The 15,624-nt window shown below is 65.3% G+C and carries 18 protein-coding genes; 14 read left to right on the forward strand and 4 right to left on the reverse strand.

Features of this window, described 5'->3' with window-relative positions; genetic code table 11:
- Window positions 1–117 precede the first annotated feature (117 nt).
- Together CFB82_RS35180 and CFB82_RS35185 are read left to right on the forward strand one after the other, a co-directional pair.
- Complete coding sequence (locus tag CFB82_RS35180; RefSeq protein WP_089487038.1) at window positions 118–984, forward strand: LysR family transcriptional regulator; 867 nt, start codon at window positions 118–120, stop codon at window positions 982–984.
- A gap of 335 nt (window positions 985–1,319) precedes the next feature.
- Window positions 1,320–1,661, forward strand: a complete 342-nt coding sequence (locus CFB82_RS35185) for a hypothetical protein (protein WP_089486987.1) — start codon at window positions 1,320–1,322, stop codon at window positions 1,659–1,661.
- Window positions 1,662–1,930: 269 nt separating this feature from the next.
- On the opposite strand, the gene CFB82_RS35190 is transcribed toward CFB82_RS35185, so the two are convergent.
- On the reverse strand, window positions 1,931–2,119 hold the full coding sequence (locus tag CFB82_RS35190; RefSeq protein ID WP_069250279.1) for a hypothetical protein: 189 nt from the start codon (window positions 2,117–2,119) through the stop codon (window positions 1,931–1,933).
- Between the two features lie 124 nt (window positions 2,120–2,243).
- Between CFB82_RS35190 and CFB82_RS35195 the strand changes: the two genes are divergently transcribed.
- From CFB82_RS35195 to CFB82_RS43500, 12 genes are all read left to right on the forward strand, one after another.
- Window positions 2,244–2,459 (forward strand): DUF3820 family protein, encoded by a 216-nt coding sequence (locus CFB82_RS35195; protein WP_011350052.1) that lies wholly within the window; start codon window positions 2,244–2,246, stop codon window positions 2,457–2,459.
- Window positions 2,460–2,664: 205 nt separating this feature from the next.
- Window positions 2,665–3,174: a DUF1269 domain-containing protein gene (locus tag CFB82_RS35200; RefSeq protein ID WP_069249686.1), complete on the forward strand. Its 510-nt coding sequence runs from the start codon at window positions 2,665–2,667 to the stop codon at window positions 3,172–3,174.
- A gap of 216 nt (window positions 3,175–3,390) precedes the next feature.
- Window positions 3,391–3,906, forward strand: a complete 516-nt coding sequence (locus CFB82_RS35205) for a hypothetical protein (RefSeq protein WP_069249685.1) — start codon at window positions 3,391–3,393, stop codon at window positions 3,904–3,906.
- Between the two features lie 104 nt (window positions 3,907–4,010).
- Window positions 4,011–5,159 carry a cytochrome c oxidase subunit II gene (locus CFB82_RS35210; protein WP_089486988.1) on the forward strand — a complete coding sequence of 383 codons (1,149 nt, stop codon included), beginning with the start codon at window positions 4,011–4,013 and terminating at the stop codon, window positions 5,157–5,159.
- Window positions 5,160–5,190: 31 nt separating this feature from the next.
- A complete protein-coding gene (ctaD, locus tag CFB82_RS35215) occupies window positions 5,191–6,951 on the forward strand; it encodes a cytochrome c oxidase subunit I (protein ID WP_089486989.1) in 1,761 nt (586 codons plus the stop codon).
- Window positions 6,948–7,559 carry a cytochrome c oxidase subunit 3 gene (locus CFB82_RS35220; protein WP_089486990.1) on the forward strand — a complete coding sequence of 204 codons (612 nt, stop codon included), beginning with the start codon at window positions 6,948–6,950 and terminating at the stop codon, window positions 7,557–7,559. Before ctaD ends, CFB82_RS35220 begins: the two co-directional genes overlap by 4 nt.
- Window positions 7,556–8,275, forward strand: a complete 720-nt coding sequence (locus tag CFB82_RS35225) for a heme-copper oxidase subunit III family protein (protein ID WP_089486991.1) — start codon at window positions 7,556–7,558, stop codon at window positions 8,273–8,275. Before CFB82_RS35220 ends, CFB82_RS35225 begins: the two co-directional genes overlap by 4 nt.
- Before the next feature lie 7 nt (window positions 8,276–8,282).
- Window positions 8,283–8,624, forward strand: coding sequence for a cytochrome C oxidase subunit IV family protein (locus tag CFB82_RS35230; protein WP_089486992.1), 342 nt, complete (start codon window positions 8,283–8,285; stop codon window positions 8,622–8,624).
- A 141-nt stretch (window positions 8,625–8,765) separates the two neighbouring features.
- A complete protein-coding gene (locus CFB82_RS35235) occupies window positions 8,766–9,086 on the forward strand; it encodes a high-potential iron-sulfur protein (RefSeq protein WP_069249679.1) in 321 nt (106 codons plus the stop codon).
- A 599-nt stretch (window positions 9,087–9,685) separates the two neighbouring features.
- Complete coding sequence (locus CFB82_RS44255; RefSeq protein WP_256990616.1) at window positions 9,686–9,979, forward strand: NucA/NucB deoxyribonuclease domain-containing protein; 294 nt, start codon at window positions 9,686–9,688, stop codon at window positions 9,977–9,979.
- Window positions 9,980–10,057: 78 nt separating this feature from the next.
- Entirely contained in the window at window positions 10,058–11,692 is a 1,635-nt protein-coding gene (locus CFB82_RS35245) for a hypothetical protein (RefSeq protein ID WP_089486993.1), read from the forward strand.
- Between the two features lie 28 nt (window positions 11,693–11,720).
- Window positions 11,721–12,101: an SMI1/KNR4 family protein gene (locus CFB82_RS43500; protein WP_179255486.1), complete on the forward strand. Its 381-nt coding sequence runs from the start codon at window positions 11,721–11,723 to the stop codon at window positions 12,099–12,101.
- 252 nt (window positions 12,102–12,353) lie between these two features.
- Here the strand turns inward: CFB82_RS43500 and CFB82_RS35255 are convergent, their stop codons facing one another.
- From CFB82_RS35255 to CFB82_RS35265, 3 genes are all read right to left on the reverse strand, one after another.
- Window positions 12,354–13,532, reverse strand: coding sequence for a chromate transporter (locus CFB82_RS35255; protein WP_089486995.1), 1,179 nt, complete (start codon window positions 13,530–13,532; stop codon window positions 12,354–12,356).
- Entirely contained in the window at window positions 13,529–14,506 is a 978-nt protein-coding gene (locus CFB82_RS35260; RefSeq protein ID WP_089486996.1) for a chromate resistance protein ChrB domain-containing protein, read from the reverse strand. The genes CFB82_RS35255 and CFB82_RS35260 overlap by 4 nt, the downstream gene beginning before the upstream one ends.
- A 360-nt stretch (window positions 14,507–14,866) precedes the next feature.
- Window positions 14,867–15,283, reverse strand: coding sequence for a plastocyanin/azurin family copper-binding protein (locus CFB82_RS35265; protein ID WP_089448797.1), 417 nt, complete (start codon window positions 15,281–15,283; stop codon window positions 14,867–14,869).
- Between the last annotated feature and the right edge of the window lie 341 nt (window positions 15,284–15,624).

The raw sequence follows: 15,624 nt of genomic DNA on the forward strand, positions 1-15,624 counted from the left end.
TCGAGCGACCCGCCGAATCGCCGCATCGGTTGAAAAAAGTGTAGTCGCGCAGCCTGCGCTTGACGTGCAGCGAATTGCTGGACGTATGATGCAAATTTGCATCACGCCGGGGGCGACATGAACTGGGACGACGCGCGCATCTTCGTCGCGCTCCATCGGGAAAGGATCTTGCGGGGCGCCGCCCGCGCGCTCGACATCGATCAGGCCACCGTGGGCCGCAGGCTTGCGGCGCTCGAGCACGCGCTCGGCGCGACGCTGTTCCTGCGTACGTCGAACGGCTATGAGCTCACGCCGGTCGGCAGGATCGCGATCCGTGCAGCCGAGGCGATGGAGCAGTCCGCACACGATCTCGTGCGCCACACGCAAGGCGTGGACAAGCGTCTCGCCGGCGAGGTGAAGCTATCGACGACGGATGCACTGGCCCACGAGTTCGTGATGCCGGCCCTCGAGCGCCTGCATGCGAAGCATCCGGACGTATCGGTGATGCTCGACACGACGAGCCTGCTCCTCAATCTCGCGAAGCGCGAAGCCGACATCGCGATCCGGACCGTCAAGCCCCGAAATCCAGACCTGCTCGCCCGCCGCCTGGCGCGCTGGGAAGTGGGGCTGTTCGCGTCGCCCGACTATGTGCGCCGCCATGGCGAACCGGTGCCGGGCGAGCGGTTCGCCGGGCATGATCTCGTTGTCTACCAGCCGTATTTCGCCAAGGCGCGGGTGCCGGCGTTCGTCGGGGAACCGCTGACGGACGGCCGCATCGTCGCACGGCTGAACACGAACCTGACGTTGCGCGCGGCACTCAAGGCAGGGCTCGGCATCAGCGAGATACCCGTGCCGATGGGCGAACGAGACGGCCTTGTGCGGATCTGGCCGGACCGTACCAACGACGCGTCGTATGAGGTTTGGCTCGTCACGCATCAGGATCTGCGGCATACGGCGCGCATCCGCGTGACGATCGAAGAGATCGTCGTTGCGTTCGGCGGATAGCAGCGAATACCGTGCTCGTGGCAGTGGAGGTTGTCACTTCTTCCCCCTGAACGACCGGATAAGCGGCGATCAAGGCCTACGCCCCAATTGAGATTATCGGCACAAGACAGTCCGGTATGCGGGCGGAGCGGACGCACACATGTCCGTCCCAGTGCAAGGCGGGATGTCCGTAGTGGGCCGAAAGCCGCCCGATGCGAGGGGCGGCGCCCCATGCTTGGCCGCACGCGCAGCCCGTCGAGCCCACACGTTTGATCCGCCGCAAGCGCATCGTAATCGCTGCTCACGTGCTCGCAATGGCGAGTACACTGAAAATGCCCTAGAAACAGGAGAAAGCGATGATCGACGCTGGCCCCCAAAGCACCTTCCGAGGGCTGCCGCTGACCGTGGAGCAGGACGCGGAAGTGAGGCACTACATCAAGGATCGGATCCGGCGTGGGCTGCCATGGGACACGTCGGAGCTGGCCGCGATGCTCAAGGACATGCTGCATCCCCCGGGCGACGGTGACAGTGATGGCGATCGCGATGGCGACGATGATTTTGCCTCCCCGGCAGACGAAGCCAGAGCGGCCGCCGAGCGCGCGACGGCCTCGGTCGACGAAGCGATGGACCCGATCGAGGCGAATGAGGAGTGGCATGCGGCCATGGAGTCGGAGGGCATGAAAGGGCCCAGACGATAAAAGCGGAGCAACGACGCTCCGAGTCCTCGCCGCACCATATACGGGGAATGAGCGCCGGATGCCACGCGTTTCAGGAAAGGCGCGTTGCGTCGGACCGTACACGGCGGGGCTACCGACGCGCGCGGCGATTTCCTCGTGAGAATTCCGGCACGCAATCCATCCGTTCCCGGGAAATTCCGGGCAAAGCCCATCGCGCCACCCATGTCGCATGGCGCCGGCGGAACTGCGAGCCGCATCCCGTCGCCGGGCGCCCGACAGGGGGCGCCCTGTCAGTGCCTGATCACGCAGACGGCCACGATTTCGTATCCGGGGTCGGCATGCACGTGCGCCGCCTTTTCCGCTTCCTCATACGAACCAAACGACGTGGCATCCTCGACTGCCGGTGCCATGCCGATATCGCCATCCTCGGCGGTGCAGAGGAACTGCTCGCCGGTCTTCACGACGTAGACGGACAACATGATTCCCTCCATCGTGTGCAGGGGGGAATTCCAGTCTAGCAGGCGAGAAAAGGGGCGCAGGCAGTTCGCTGAGTCCTTTTCGCGAGGTCTGCGACAGGACCGAAAAGCCGTGCACAATACCCGCATGCAAAATCCAGACCTCGAACACCTCGTCACCGTCACCATGCCCTTCGGGAAATACAAAGGCCGGCTGATTGCCGACCTGCCCGGGCCTTACCTCAATTGGCTGGCGCGCGAAGGGTTTCCGCGCGGCGAAATCGGCCGGCAGCTCGCGCTGATGCACGAGATCGACCACAACGGCCTGCGGGACTTGCTGGCGCCGTTGCGCAAACGCGGATAGCGCCCATCGGGGGCGAATGTCCCGGGCCCCCGCATCGATCGATCGTGATCGACAATCACTACCGTGCTTCAACCCCACCTGCCACGCGCGCCGAATGCCCGCATGCGGCCCCGTCCGTGGCGCGCATGCACCTAGCGCGTCGCCGATGCTGACATAGAATAGAAAACATTGTGGACGCGTTGATGGCAAGAAAAGGGGTGCCAACATGAGACGCCTTTATTTCCTCGTACCTGATACCCAGATGGCGAAGGCCATCGTCGATGATCTATTGCGCGCACGCATCGTCTGGCGCCATATCCACGTGCTCGCCGACCACAGCGTCACACTCGATCAGTTGCCCGAAGCATCGTTGCTGCAAAGCAGCGATGTCGTGCATGCACTCGAGCGCGGCGTCGCGCTCGGCGGCGCGGCCGGTGCGCTGATCGGCCTCGTCGCGCTCGTATTTCCTCCGGCGGAGCTCGTGATCGCCGGCGGTGCCGTCGTCGGATTGACGTTGGCTGGTGCGGGTTTCGGGGCGTGGACCGCCGCGATGATCGGCATCTCGGAGCCGAACGCGCGACTCCAGCGATTTCGCGAGGCGATCCAGGCAGGCCAGATCCTGATCATGGCCGACGTGCCGGCATTGCGAGAGCAGGAAATCGAAGAGATGGTCGCTCAGCATTTTCCGAAGGCGGACCTGGAAGGCGCCGAACCTACGTCACCGATCTTCCCCTGACGCGCGACAGCAAGCCGGCCGGCCCGACACCCGGTTGCATCGTCGCGTTTCGTCGAGCGTGCGGCCGCGACCGCGGGCCACGCGTGGAGCGGGTCGTGCACACGTTGCGCAGGCAACCCTGTCCGCCATGCCGAATCGCGCAGGCGACGCAGGCCCGACGCGCGTGACGCCTTTGGAACCGAAGCGCCGACGTCGAAGCGTCAACAAGGAGGTCTTATGGAACTGCACATTCAATCGCACCATTGGGAGCGTCGTACGCCCGACTGGGTCGCCGCTGCCGTGGCCGGTCTCGCGGGCGGCGCGCTGGTGATCGCGCTGGAATTCATCTGGTCGACCCTGGTGCTCGGCTCGAGCCCGTGGCAACCGACCCACAAGATCGCGGCGATGGTGATGGGCCGCAGCGCGCTCGGCCAGATGACGCAATTCAACCTCGAAATCGTGGCGATGGCGCTGCTGTTGCACTACGTGCTCGGCGCGATCATGGGGATGATGCTCGCCGCGATCATGGCGCCTTTCCGCCTCGATTCGAGCGTGGGCATGGAAGCCGCGATCGGGCTGGCGTTCGGGATCGTCGCGTATGGGTGGAACTTCTACGTGATGACGGCCGTGTTCCCGTGGTTCGTCTCCGAGCGGGGTTCCGGGCCCTTGCTGGCCAACCTGTTGTTCGGCGTGGTTGCGGCCATCACCTACGGCAGGCTGGAGCGATTGCGCAAGCAGAACGCGGACGACTGACACATCGCGTTTCCCGCCGCGCCGAGCTTGAACACGCGGCGCCCGCGGGCGATATGGAACCGGGCGTCGGCGGCGCCGGTGAGTGACATGCAGCGAGGCGGCCTATGGTCCTTGCGATTGCCCTGGTCCTGATCATCGTGCTGGCGGTGGGGTTTCACTTTGCCAGCCCGTGGTGGATCACGCCGATCGCGTCGAACTGGGTGCGCATGGACGACATGCTGACGATCACGCTCGTCATCACCGGCGCATTCTTCATCGCCATCAATCTGTTCATCGTGGTCGCCCTGGTGCGCTATCGCCACCGCAGCGGGCACCGTGCGGCCTATGAACCGCACAACCGGAAACTGGAATGGTGGCTGATCGGCCTGACCATCGTCGGCGTGGCGGCGTTGCTCGCGCCGGGCCTGTTCGTCTACGCGGACTACATCCGGCCGCCGCGCAACGTGCTGCAGATGGAGGTGCTCGGTCAGCAATGGCAATGGCGCTTCCGCTTCGCCGGGCCCGGCGGCAAGCTGGGCACGACCGATGTGCGCTACATCAGCAACGACAACCCGTTCGGCCTGAACCCCGCCGACCCGAACGGCCGTGACAACTACCTGATCGAAAGTCCCGAGGTGCACCTGCCGCTCAACCGGCCGGTCCAGGTCCTGACACGGTCGCGCGACGTGCTGCACGACTTCTACGTTCCGCCGTTCCGGGCGCGGATGAACATCGTGCCGGGCATGGTGACCACCTTCTGGTTCACGCCGACCAGGGCAGGGCGCTACGACATCCTGTGCGCGCAGCTCTGCGGGATCGGGCACGCCGGCATGCGCGGCGTGGTGGTGGTGGAAGACGAAGCCGCGTTCTCGCGCTGGCTGGCGCAGCAGACCACGTTCGCGCAGCAGCAGATGGCCCACGTGCAGGCCGCGCCGGCCGCTGCGGGCGGCAGCGCGCAGGCGCTGGCCAACCTGGGCAAGACGCTCGCGGCGGCCAAGGGCTGCGTCGCCTGCCATACCGTGGACGGCAGCCCGCTCGTGGGCCCGACCTGGAAGGGCCTGTACGGCAAGACCGAAACGATGGCCGACGGCAGCACCGCGAAGGTGGACGAAGCCTATCTGCGCGCGTTCATCCGCAATCCGACGGCCCGTGTCGTGAAGGGCTTCTCGCCGATCATGCCGCACTTCGACCTGAGCGAGCAGGAGCTGACCGCGCTGGTGGCCTATATCAAGGCGCAAGGCGGGACGCCCGCCGGCACCGCGGCCCAGCCCTAGCGGAACGGACGAATCAGACGGAGCACACGCCATGACCTACGCGCACACCGACCACGTCCCGCACAGCTTCTGGACCCGCTACGTGTGGAGCCAGGACCACAAGGTCATCGCCGTGCAGTACGCGCTGACGGCCATCGCGATCGGCCTGGTCGGCCTCGTATTGTCGGACCTGATGCGGCTGCAGCTCGGCTTTCCGGGCAAGTTTTCGTTCATCGACGCGAACCACTACTACCAGTTCGTCACCATGCACGGGATGATCATGGTGATCTACCTGCTGACGGCGCTGTTCCTGGGCGGCTTCGGCAACTACCTGATCCCGCTGATGCTCGGCGCGCGCGACATGGTGTTCCCGTTTCTCAACATGCTGAGCTACTGGGTCTACCTGCTGGCCGTGCTGGTGCTGGTGGCGAGCTTCTTCGTGCCGGGCGGGCCGACCGGCGCGGGCTGGACGCTGTATCCGCCGCAGGCGATCCTGCCGGGCACGCCGGGCGTGGAATGGGGCATCGTGCTGATGCTCGTGTCGCTGGCGATCTTCATCGTCGCGGCCACGATGGGCGGCCTGAACTACGTGACCACCACGCTGCAGGCACGCACGCGCGGCATGACGCTGATGCGCATGCCGCTCACGGTGTGGGGCATCTTCATCGCGACCATCATGGCGCTGCTGGCGTTTCCGGCGCTGTTCGTGTCGGCGGTGATGATGCTGTTCGACCGGACGCTCGGCACCAGTTTCTTCATCCCGGCCGTGGTGTCGATGGGGCAGACGCTCAAGCATGCCGGCGGCAGCCCGCTGCTGTTCCAGCACCTGTTCTGGTTCTTCGGGCATCCGGAGGTCTACATCGTCGCGCTGCCGGCCTTCGGCATCGCGTCGGACCTGATCAGCACGCACGCGCGCAAGAGCATCTTCGGCTACCGGATGATGGTGTGGGCCATCGTGATCATCGGCGCGCTGAGCTTCGTGGTGTGGGCGCACCACATGTTCATCGCCGGCATGAATCCGTACTTCGGTTTCTTCTTCGCCACCACGACGCTCATCATCGCCGTCCCGACCGCCCTCAAGGTCTACAACTGGGTGCTGACACTGTGGCGCGGCGATATCCACCTGACCGTGCCGATGCTGTTCGCGATCGGCTTCGTCAGCACCTTCGTGCTGGGCGGGCTGACCGGGCTCTACCTCGGCAACGTGAGCGTGGATATCCCGCTGTCGAACACGTACTTCGTCGTCGCGCACTTTCATATGGTGATGGCCGTGTCGCCGATCCTGGTGGTGTTCGGCGGCCTCTATCACTGGTATCCGAAGGTGACGGGCCGCATGCTCGACGACACGCTCGGGCGCGCGCACTTCTGGATCACCTTCGTCGGCACCTACGCGATCTACTTCCCGATGCACTATCTCGGCGTCCTGGGCATGCCGCGGCGGTATTACGCGTATCAGGGCTACAGCTTCATTCCGCATTCGGCGCAGACGCTCAACACGTTCATCACGATCGTCGCGCTGATCGTCGCGGCGGCACAGCTGCTGTTCCTGTTCAACCTCGCGTGGAGCCTCCGCCACGGCCGGCTTGCGGGCGGCAACCCGTGGCGGGCCACCACGCTCGAATGGCAGACGCCGCAAACGCCGCCCGTGCACGGCAACTGGGGGCCGACGCTTCCCGTCGTTTACCGCTGGGCATACGAATACAGTCCGCCGGGGCAGGAGGAAGACTTCGTGCCGCAAAACCAGCCGCCCGCGACGGTGCCCGAACCCGCGGCGGCACACCCGACGCTCCACCCCGGCGAGACACACAAATGACCACGCTGCCGCGCCCCTTCGTTCCCGATGCGCCACCCGGTTTGCCGAATGCGGGCCGCACCGGCCTGGTCGTGTTCATGGCGGTCGCGACGACGTTGTTTTCGCTGCTGCTGCTCGCCTATGCGATGCGCATGCGCGAACCCGACTGGCAACCGATCCCGCATCCGGCGTTGCTATGGTGGAACACCGGCGCGCTGGCGCTGGCCAGCGTCGCGATGCAGCGAGCCCGGCGGATAGGCCCGTACCGCACGGTGTGGCTGGTATCCGGCGGCGTACTGGCGGCCGTGTTCGTGATCGGGCAACTGGTTGCGTGGCACATGCTGTCGGCGGCCGGGCAGACCGTCACCGTCAATCCGTCCAACAGCTTCCTCTACCTGCTGACCGGCCTGCACGGATTGCATGTGCTGGGTGGGTTGGTGGCGTGGGGCGTGACGATCGCGCCGCTCCGGCACGCGGACCCGTTCCGGACCCAACGGTCCATCGCGCTGTGCGCGCTGTACTGGCATTTCCTGCTCGCAGTCTGGCTCGTGCTGCTGGCGGCGATGTGGTGGTTGACCCCCGGAATCGTCGCGGCCGTCTGCGGGCCGCTATACGGAGCCGCGCCATGACAGCGCCCACCGTCCACACCGAATCCGCTGCCGAATCGTCCGCGGTGCCGACCGCCGAAACGCGGCCCGACGGCTGGCGCGGCATCGTCACGGACTGGTCGTCCGACCGCGAAGCCTTCAGGGTGCCGTGGGGCAAGGCGATGATGTGGATCTTCCTGCTGTCGGACACCTTCGTCTTCAGCAGCTTCCTGATCGGCTACATGTCGGTGCGCATGTCGACCACGGCGCCGTGGCCCGACACGTCGAAGGTGTTCGGGCTCACGGTGGGCGGCCTGGATGTGCCGTTGCTGCTGATTGCCATCATGACGTTCATCCTGATCACCAGCAGCGGCACCATGGCGATGGCGGTTAACTTCGGCTACCGGCGCAACGCCAGGCGCGCCGGCGCGCTGCTGCTCGCGACGGCGCTGCTGGGCGCGAGCTTCGTGTCGATGCAGGCTCTTGAATGGACCAAGCTGATCGTCCACGAAGGTATCCGGCCCTGGGGCAACCCGCTCGGTGCGGCGCAGTTCGGCGCGTGCTTCTTCACGATCACCGGGTTCCACGGCTTTCACGTGACCTGCGGCGTGATCTACCTGCTGCTGATCGCGCGCAAGATCCTGCAGCCGGGATTCACCGAACACGGCAACTTCCAGATCGTCGAGATCGCCGGGCTGTACTGGCACTTCGTCGACCTGGTGTGGGTGTTCATCTTCGCGCTGTTCTATTTGTGGTGAGGCAGCCATGGAGCACACCGATCCCGCCGATCGACCCGACGCCGCGCACGGCCAGCAGCATCCGATCGGCCTCTACCTGAAGATCTGGGGCCTGCTGTTCGTGCTGAGCACGTTGTCGTACCTGGTCGACTACTTCAACGTGCAGGGCCTGATGCGCTGGGTGCTGATCGTCGTGCTGATGATCGCTAAGGCCGGGCTCATCGTGTCGATCTTCATGCACATGATGTGGGAGCGGCTGGCGCTCGTGTACGCGATCCTGATCCCGCCGCTGTGCCTGCTCGTGCTCATGGTGCTGATGGCGGCGGAAGCGCATCACACGTTCGGGATGCGGGCGTTGTTCTTTCGCTGATTGCGTCGTCGATCATGCGTCGGCGTGATGGGCGCGATGCCCGCGCGATCGACCGACGCCGATTCGGAGCAGACAGTGTTCCGTCGTCGGGGAACGGCGCGTCCCGGAGATCCGTTCATGCAAACCTGAAGGGAGGATTCCATGAAATTTTCACGTCGACGTTTCATTGCAGTCACCACCGTGCTCGCCTCCTCGCTCGCCGTTGGACGCCGCGCGACGGCGGCGGATGCCGGGGCCGGGGTCGTGCAGGAAACCGATGCCAATGCCCAGGCGCTCGGCTACAAGGCGGATGCCGGCCGGGTCGATCACGCGAAATACCCGAAGTTCCACGCGGGCGACACCTGTGCGAATTGCCAGTTCTTCCAGGGCAAGGCCGGCGCCGCGACGGGGGCGTGCGCCGTTTTCGGCGGCAAGCAGGTCAGTGCGAAAGGCTGGTGCAACAGTTATACGAAGAAGGCGTAGCGAAGGAGGAATGGTCGGGCGAGCCGCGGTCTTGCTCATTCAGCGCCTCGCCACTTCCCGCTTGAATTTCTCGTCGTACTTCACCCATGAAAAACACCCCAAAGGTTGGATTCGCATCCAACTTTTGGGGTGCAGTTCAACGTGTCGCCCATTCGCACGTCGGTCGTCCAGGACACCAGTGAAAATTCACTTCTCAGTCGTGGTTCGCATTGCCAGAAGTCGGAGCCTTTCGAGCGGGTGCTGATTGGAGACGACAACAGCGAGACCGGCAGGGGCCGCATCGAGGCCTACACCTATTCTGATAATCCGCTTAACCAGTTGTCGTGGCAGATCCGGTTCCGCATGACGACCGTGTCCGGTAATGGCGGTGGGTTGCAGATCAAGCCAGTTATCGAGTGCGGGTCGCAGTGCACCGTGTCACCGAGCGCTGGCGTAGGCCTCTTGCCGGGCGGCCTCTCCAGCGAAACGATCGTCACCATCACGCCGAACATGAAAGAAGGCAATCCGCTGGATGTGCGCCCGTATGTGGAGTACCGGATCGTGAAGACCGGCCGCTCACGCGCACCCGCAACGCAACGCTGCGCGCCGACAATCGCGCTGTGTCCAAGGAGCGGTGCATTGCGCAGTACGGCCGGGTCACCGGACAATGCACGTTCACCGGCGATTCCAACGAAACGCCGAGTGATTGCGATTGCGACGAGTATCCGTTTGCGGCAACCAATCAGGGCGCGAAGACCGGCGCGTTTTCGGTCAAGCGCATCGACGCCAGCGACAATCGTCGCGCTGGCGCGTTTCTTGGCGATTTTTTCCGCGCGCAGCGCGTGCTGGACGCCGACGAATTCTACGTCGACGTTGAACCGGCCGGTGCTTCGCCGGCGTCGAAGCGACGCTGATTCGCCACGCCGCATCTGATCGACCGCACACATCGTTGAGCTGATTGCCGACGATGTGCGCACCCAAACCGTATTGACATGACGATGACGAACGACCCTTCACCGATGCCGGCGTGGCTGGCAGACGCTTATCGCCGTTGCGCCGACGCGGTGCCGGGCGGCATGCGCGTCGAGACCGTGCCGGTCGAGCAGTCTGACGGACGCGTGCTTGCGCAGGCCGTGACCGCGCCCGAGGCGCTGCCGCGGCTTGCGCTCGCGGCGATCGAAGGCTATGCGCTGCGCGCAACCGACGCGGCACACGCATCGCCCGTGCGGCCGGCGATGCTGAATGTGCGGCTGCAGTATCCGATTCTGATCCATCGCGGCGGCGATCCGGTGGCGCGGGCTTTGTCGGCGGGCGCTGCCGAATGGCTGCCGGCGCTCGCGCCGTTACCCGCGCACGCGGACACCGTGGTGCCTCGCACGCGCAATCGCGCCCCCGACGGGCAACAGCATGCGCGGCTCAAACTTGACGCGCCGCCGATCGAAGGAGAAGGTGTGATCGCGCGTGGTTCGGATTACGCATGTGGTGCCCTGTTGCTCGAAAAGGGGCAGCGCATTGACGCGGAACAGCAGGCGCTGCTGATTGCCGCCGGCGTGCGTACGGTCGAGGTAAGCCGGCGGCCGCGCGTGTGCGTGGTCGTCGCGAGCTACGATCTCGTGCCGTCCGTCAGCGAGCGGCTGCCGTGGCAGCGTCCCGATGCGAACGGCCCCTATATGCACGCGCTCCTGAAGCAGTGGGGCTGCGACGCATCGCTCGAATATGTCGCTCCGCCAGACATGACCTTGCCTCCGCTGCAGTCCCACGATGCCGAACTGGCATTTCGCCGCCAGCTTGCCGCGCTCGCGCAGCGCTACGACCTGCTGGTCGGCACGGGGGTGTTGGGGAATGATCCGCACCAGGACGCCGCGTTGAACCGGTTGCCGGTGTTTCCGTACAGCGAGGCGCGCGTGACGCTGCAGCAGGTGCGCGCCGCTCGCTTCAATTTTGGCCGCAGCGAGAATCGTTCGCCGGCGCAGCGCCGCACGTTCGAGTTGACCGATGCGGTGGGCCGGCCGCGCGGATCGCGCGTCGTCACCTATTACGACCAGGCGACGCTCGTCAACCTGCCAGGCTACCCCGGCGAGGTCGCGATCCTCGCGCACACGATTCTGCGTCGGCTGATCGATTTGCTGGAATTTTCGGACATGCCGGGACCGTACTGGGAGACGGGCGTACTTGGCACGCAGATATCGCGCGATCCGGTGCTGAATGACCTCCGCTGGGCGACGCTCGCGGCGGGCGCGGCGGGTGAACCGGTCGTGACGCCGCTGGCGGGCGAACGGGCTGATGCGCTCGGCGCGCTCGCCGGAGCCGATGCGCTCGTCGCGGTTGCGGCGGGGGCGACGCCGCTGGCAGCGGGCTCGCCGGTCCTGTTCATGCGGCTCGACCAGCCGCGCCGGCCTCCGCGGGCTGTGCGCGGCGGTGGACGACACGCAAGCGGTTCGATCTCCAGCGGTGGACGAATCGCCCACGGCAGCTTCCGAAGCAACGCGAGCGGATGCGACAGGCGCTGCAGCCGCACCATCGCCGGACACCACGATCGCGGCGTCCTGGTCGCGTCTCGACACATGGCGGCGCACGCTGCCGGCCGATGCACCGGCGCCTTTCCGCGGTCCGTCGAGCGACGATGATCTGCGCGCGCTCGAGGCGGGGCTCGGCGTGACGTTGCCGGAGGCGTGGCGCGAGAGCCTGATGTTGCACGACGGACAGGAAGCCGGGCGTACCGAACCGTTTGGCGGCGAGACGCTGCTGTCTGCTCGGCAGATTCTCGCGCAGTGGTCCATCTGGCGCGACCTGGTCGCGAGCGGCGATTTGGCGGGCTACGAGGGCGAGCCGGAGCCGGGCATTCGCGGCGACTGGTACAACCTGAAATGGATACCGCTCACACACAACGGCGGCGGCGACCATCTGTGCGTCGATCTCGACCCGGACAAGGGCGGCCGGATCGGCCAGGTGATCCGGGTGTGGCACGACAGTCCCGAGCGTGAGCACGTGGCGGACGGCGTGGGCGAATGGTTGGCGCGGGTGGTGCCCGGCTGACGCGTAGCTTTGTGACGGCCGAAAGAGGTGCGGGAGGCGCCGGCGAGATGTGGTGAGTGGATTACCTGTATCAGCCGGAATTCGATCCGACAGGTCGTCGGGCCGTCAGAGAAGAAGCGGTCAAGGAGAAACGGGCTTCGCTTTGGCGAGTGCCGGTGAATTGAGGAAGGCACGCAGCGACTCCTGCCGGAGACACGGCCTTCGACAGGCAACGAAACTCAAACGCGGCTTTTCGTCTCCCGGCGACGCAGGTCAATGACGGAGCAGCGGGAACGCCACGAGTCCAATGACGGCGGCTGCAGTCACGATCACCGGTTCCTGAAGCTTCTTGAAGCGCCACAGCAGCAACACGGTCGCGACGGCGAGCAGTGCGGTCGGGATGTCGACGATCGATCGCTTCGCGATGACGAGAACGGAGCCCGTGATCGCGCCGACGGCCGCAGCCGTGATGCCGTTCACGAACGCCTTGACGCCGGGCCGGTGCCCGTATTTCTTCACGTAAGGCGCGGGGATGACCGTGAACAGATAGCACGGCAGGAACGTGCCGAGCGAAGCGACGAGTGCGCCCGGGAAGCCCGCTACCAGATACCCGATGAAGCCGACGGTGATCACGACCGGGCCGGGCGTGATCATCGCGACCGCGACGGCATCCACGAACTGCTTGTCGTTCAGCCAGTGATGCTCGGTGACGACGCCGCCATAGAGGAACGGCACGATCGCGAGTCCGGAGCCGAACACGAACGCACCCGCCTTCATGAAGAAAGCACCGATCTGAACGAGTTGCGGCAAATCGATGCCGCTCAGCAATCCGCTGGCTGCGGGAAGATTGGCAGCGGCAACGGCATTCAGGCCGCCCTTGTGCAGCCACTTGGGCGGAGCGCGCCACAGCCAGCCGATCAGCCCGGCAGCGACGAACAGCCACGCGATTTCCGATTCCGTGATGAAGGTCACCGCAGCCAAGGTCAGGAAGATCGCCCAAAGCAGCTTGTCGTTGCCGACGGTCTTGGTTGTGAGCTTGTACGCGCTCATCGCGATGATGCCGACCACCGCGGCCCCGACGCCGTAGAAGACGGCCTGCATCCACGACAGCCCGCCGAAATGCGCGTACGCGAACCCGAGCGCGACCACCATCAGGAACGACGGCATCACGAACGCGAAGCCGACCAGCGTCGCGCCGAGGAGGCGGTAGTGGACGAAGCCGAGATAGATCGCCAACTGGGCCGCCATCGGCCCCGGTGCGAGCTGGGCCAGCGTGAGGCCTTCCTTGTAGTCGGCCTCCGTGATCCAGCCGCGACGCTCGACCAGGTCGCGACGCATGTAGCCCGCGAGCGCGACCGGCCCGCCGAAACCTAATGTACCGAGACGCAGCATGTAGGCGACCAGCTCGCCCAGCGAGTAGGTCGGTTCGGTGGTGGCGATGGCAGTGGTCATGATTTGGCGGTGGTTTGGTCCTTGCCGTTCGACGTGAAGTGCGCGTACAGGGCGTCGAGCACGGCGCCCATCTGCTCGAGCAACTGGTCGTCGTTTTCCGTGCGCTGACGCGTGCCGGCCATCACGGCCTCGAAGCCCACCGCTTCAGGCGCGGCGGGACCGCCTACGTCGAGTGCATGCACGATCTCGCCGAGCCGCATCAGCGCAGGGTCCTTGTCGAGTCCGAAACTGGCCAGCAGCACCTCGAAGGTCACGCGTTCGCCGACGTGCGTGAACGTCGCACCGTCGAAATCGAAACCGAGCGCATCGACCGGGCAATCGGCCGGCGCCGCAAGCCAGATGAAGCGGGGATGCGCGTCGATGAAGCGGCGAATCAGCCATGCACTGGCGACGCGATCGACCCACATCCGTTGCCGTGTCGCCCACATTCGACCTTGATACTCGTTGATCGCCAGCGGACGGATCGGGCGGTCCGCGGCATGTGGCTCGCCCGGAGACAGCACGGTGTCGACCAGCGCGACGAAATCCTGCAGCGCGACTTCGGCGCGGGTGGCCGAATCGCCCGGGAAATAGTCGATCACCCGGATGGCGTCGAAATCCTTGCGCAGGCGACGCAGCAGGCGGGTGAGTTCCGTGGGGGACTGCCCGGCAAGTGTCTTGCGCGCGTCGATGAGTGTTCGCGTGAAGGTCGCGTAGTCGTCGTCGCGGTTGAACAGCGCGCGGAATTCCTGTTCCTGCGACGCGTCGAGACTGGGCGCGCGCAGCAGATAGGCCGTGCCGCCGCTTTCGGCGATCGCATCCGCGAGTTCGCGCAGGGCCGCTTCATGCTCCCCCGTGTACGGCAGCAGGTAGATGCCGTCGCGCAGCACCGCGCAGCCCTTCGCCTTCAGTGCGCGCCAGAACCGCATGCGGGCCGTCGCGTTTTCTGTTGGAAGGGTCAGAACGAGGAGTGACCAGATCGATAAGGTGTTCATGTAGCAAATGCTACTAACACGTCACGAATTCTACAAGTTAGCTTTTCGAGCGGTGCAAGCAGGCGGCTGCGCCAGTCATCAGCCGGCATCGGGGTGATTCGAATGATTGGCGGGACGCGCCCATTACCGCAGCGAACCAGCATGCAACGGGTCGCCTGTTCGGCAGTCTCTGTCGCGCAAGCGAGACGTGGGGAAGGGGAATCAGGACAGGGGGATCGATCGGCGTGACGCAGAGGACGCGCCGATGGATGAAGTGAAGCGGTGTCCCGATCGACCACGCGCTCGCCGCGCGACGTGGCGAAGTCTGCTATTCCGAACGCACGGCGTCGGTATCCGGCGCTTTCGGTTGGGCCACGCGATTCACGGCGTGACGACAAGCACGGTATGCATGCCGGCCGCATAGTGTCCCGGCTTGTTGCAGATCAGCGCGTAGCGTCCGGGCACGAGCGTGAATGACGCGCGTTTACGCTTGCCCGGTGCGATGTCTTCGACTTCGCCGATCTTTTTCAACTTGTGCTCCAGCACCTGGCCTTTGCGGACAGGGAGTGCGTCGTCCGCGAGATCGGTCCTCAGCAGGACGAGTTCGTGTTCCATGTTGTTGTCCGCGGCATTCCTGACATCAAGCGTGACGCGACCCGCTTTCACGTTGTGTGTCTCGAGCTGGATCGCGTTCGACAGCAACGTCGCGTTGACGGTTTGCTCTGCCCGGCTGGCAGGCGAGGTCATGCCGAGCGCAGTCACGCCGGCGAGGATGGCGATTCGGTAAGTGGCGTTCATGACGACTCCCAGTGCAACGAAACACCGCACCCCCCAAGCGTCCGGCGAATGCCGCATGCGATATGCCGCGCACGCAGATACCCCTGCCAGTGCGACGGCATGAACGCTTTCCTGGGGCGGTACGTGCTGTAAACGTGCGCTGCGAGGCGTTTATTCCCGGGGGTGGCCAAGCGTCCTTTGCGTGGGGCGTTCTTGCAACACAGGAACGTCGCCGGCCGATCGTGCACGCCGGCTTGCGCCACGCGGTCTCTGCTGCAATGTGCCGCGTCATCGGCCGATCCGGTCTCTCGGCGCCAACCTTGCGTTATCCCGAAAGATACCCCTCCTCCCTATATGGAATC

Source organism: Burkholderia sp. HI2714 (assembly GCF_002223085.1).
Classification (GTDB): domain Bacteria; phylum Pseudomonadota; class Gammaproteobacteria; order Burkholderiales; family Burkholderiaceae; genus Burkholderia; species Burkholderia lata_D.

Excerpts from the sequence above, each read along its gene's own strand:
- CFB82_RS35235 (WP_069249679.1), top strand. The coding sequence starts at position 8,766 with ATGAAATTTTCACGTCGACGTTTCATTGCAGTCACCACCGTGCTCGCC.
- CFB82_RS35255 (WP_089486995.1), bottom strand. The coding sequence starts at position 13,532 with ATGACCACTGCCATCGCCACCACCGAACCGACCTACTCGCTGGGCGAG.
- ctaD (WP_089486989.1), top strand. The coding sequence starts at position 5,191 with ATGACCTACGCGCACACCGACCACGTCCCGCACAGCTTCTGGACCCGC.
- CFB82_RS35205 (WP_069249685.1), top strand. The coding sequence starts at position 3,391 with ATGGAACTGCACATTCAATCGCACCATTGGGAGCGTCGTACGCCCGAC.
- CFB82_RS35185 (WP_089486987.1), top strand. The coding sequence starts at position 1,320 with ATGATCGACGCTGGCCCCCAAAGCACCTTCCGAGGGCTGCCGCTGACC.
- CFB82_RS35200 (WP_069249686.1), top strand. The coding sequence starts at position 2,665 with ATGAGACGCCTTTATTTCCTCGTACCTGATACCCAGATGGCGAAGGCC.
- CFB82_RS35260 (WP_089486996.1), bottom strand. The coding sequence starts at position 14,506 with ATGAACACCTTATCGATCTGGTCACTCCTCGTTCTGACCCTTCCAACA.
- CFB82_RS35195 (WP_011350052.1), top strand. The coding sequence starts at position 2,244 with ATGCAAAATCCAGACCTCGAACACCTCGTCACCGTCACCATGCCCTTC.
- CFB82_RS35190 (WP_069250279.1), bottom strand. The coding sequence starts at position 2,119 with ATGTTGTCCGTCTACGTCGTGAAGACCGGCGAGCAGTTCCTCTGCACC.
- CFB82_RS35225 (WP_089486991.1), top strand. The coding sequence starts at position 7,556 with ATGACAGCGCCCACCGTCCACACCGAATCCGCTGCCGAATCGTCCGCG.
- CFB82_RS35245 (WP_089486993.1), top strand. The coding sequence starts at position 10,058 with ATGACGATGACGAACGACCCTTCACCGATGCCGGCGTGGCTGGCAGAC.
- CFB82_RS35180 (WP_089487038.1), top strand. The coding sequence starts at position 118 with ATGAACTGGGACGACGCGCGCATCTTCGTCGCGCTCCATCGGGAAAGG.
- CFB82_RS35230 (WP_089486992.1), top strand. The coding sequence starts at position 8,283 with ATGGAGCACACCGATCCCGCCGATCGACCCGACGCCGCGCACGGCCAG.
- CFB82_RS35265 (WP_089448797.1), bottom strand. The coding sequence starts at position 15,283 with ATGAACGCCACTTACCGAATCGCCATCCTCGCCGGCGTGACTGCGCTC.
- CFB82_RS35210 (WP_089486988.1), top strand. The coding sequence starts at position 4,011 with ATGGTCCTTGCGATTGCCCTGGTCCTGATCATCGTGCTGGCGGTGGGG.
- CFB82_RS35220 (WP_089486990.1), top strand. The coding sequence starts at position 6,948 with ATGACCACGCTGCCGCGCCCCTTCGTTCCCGATGCGCCACCCGGTTTG.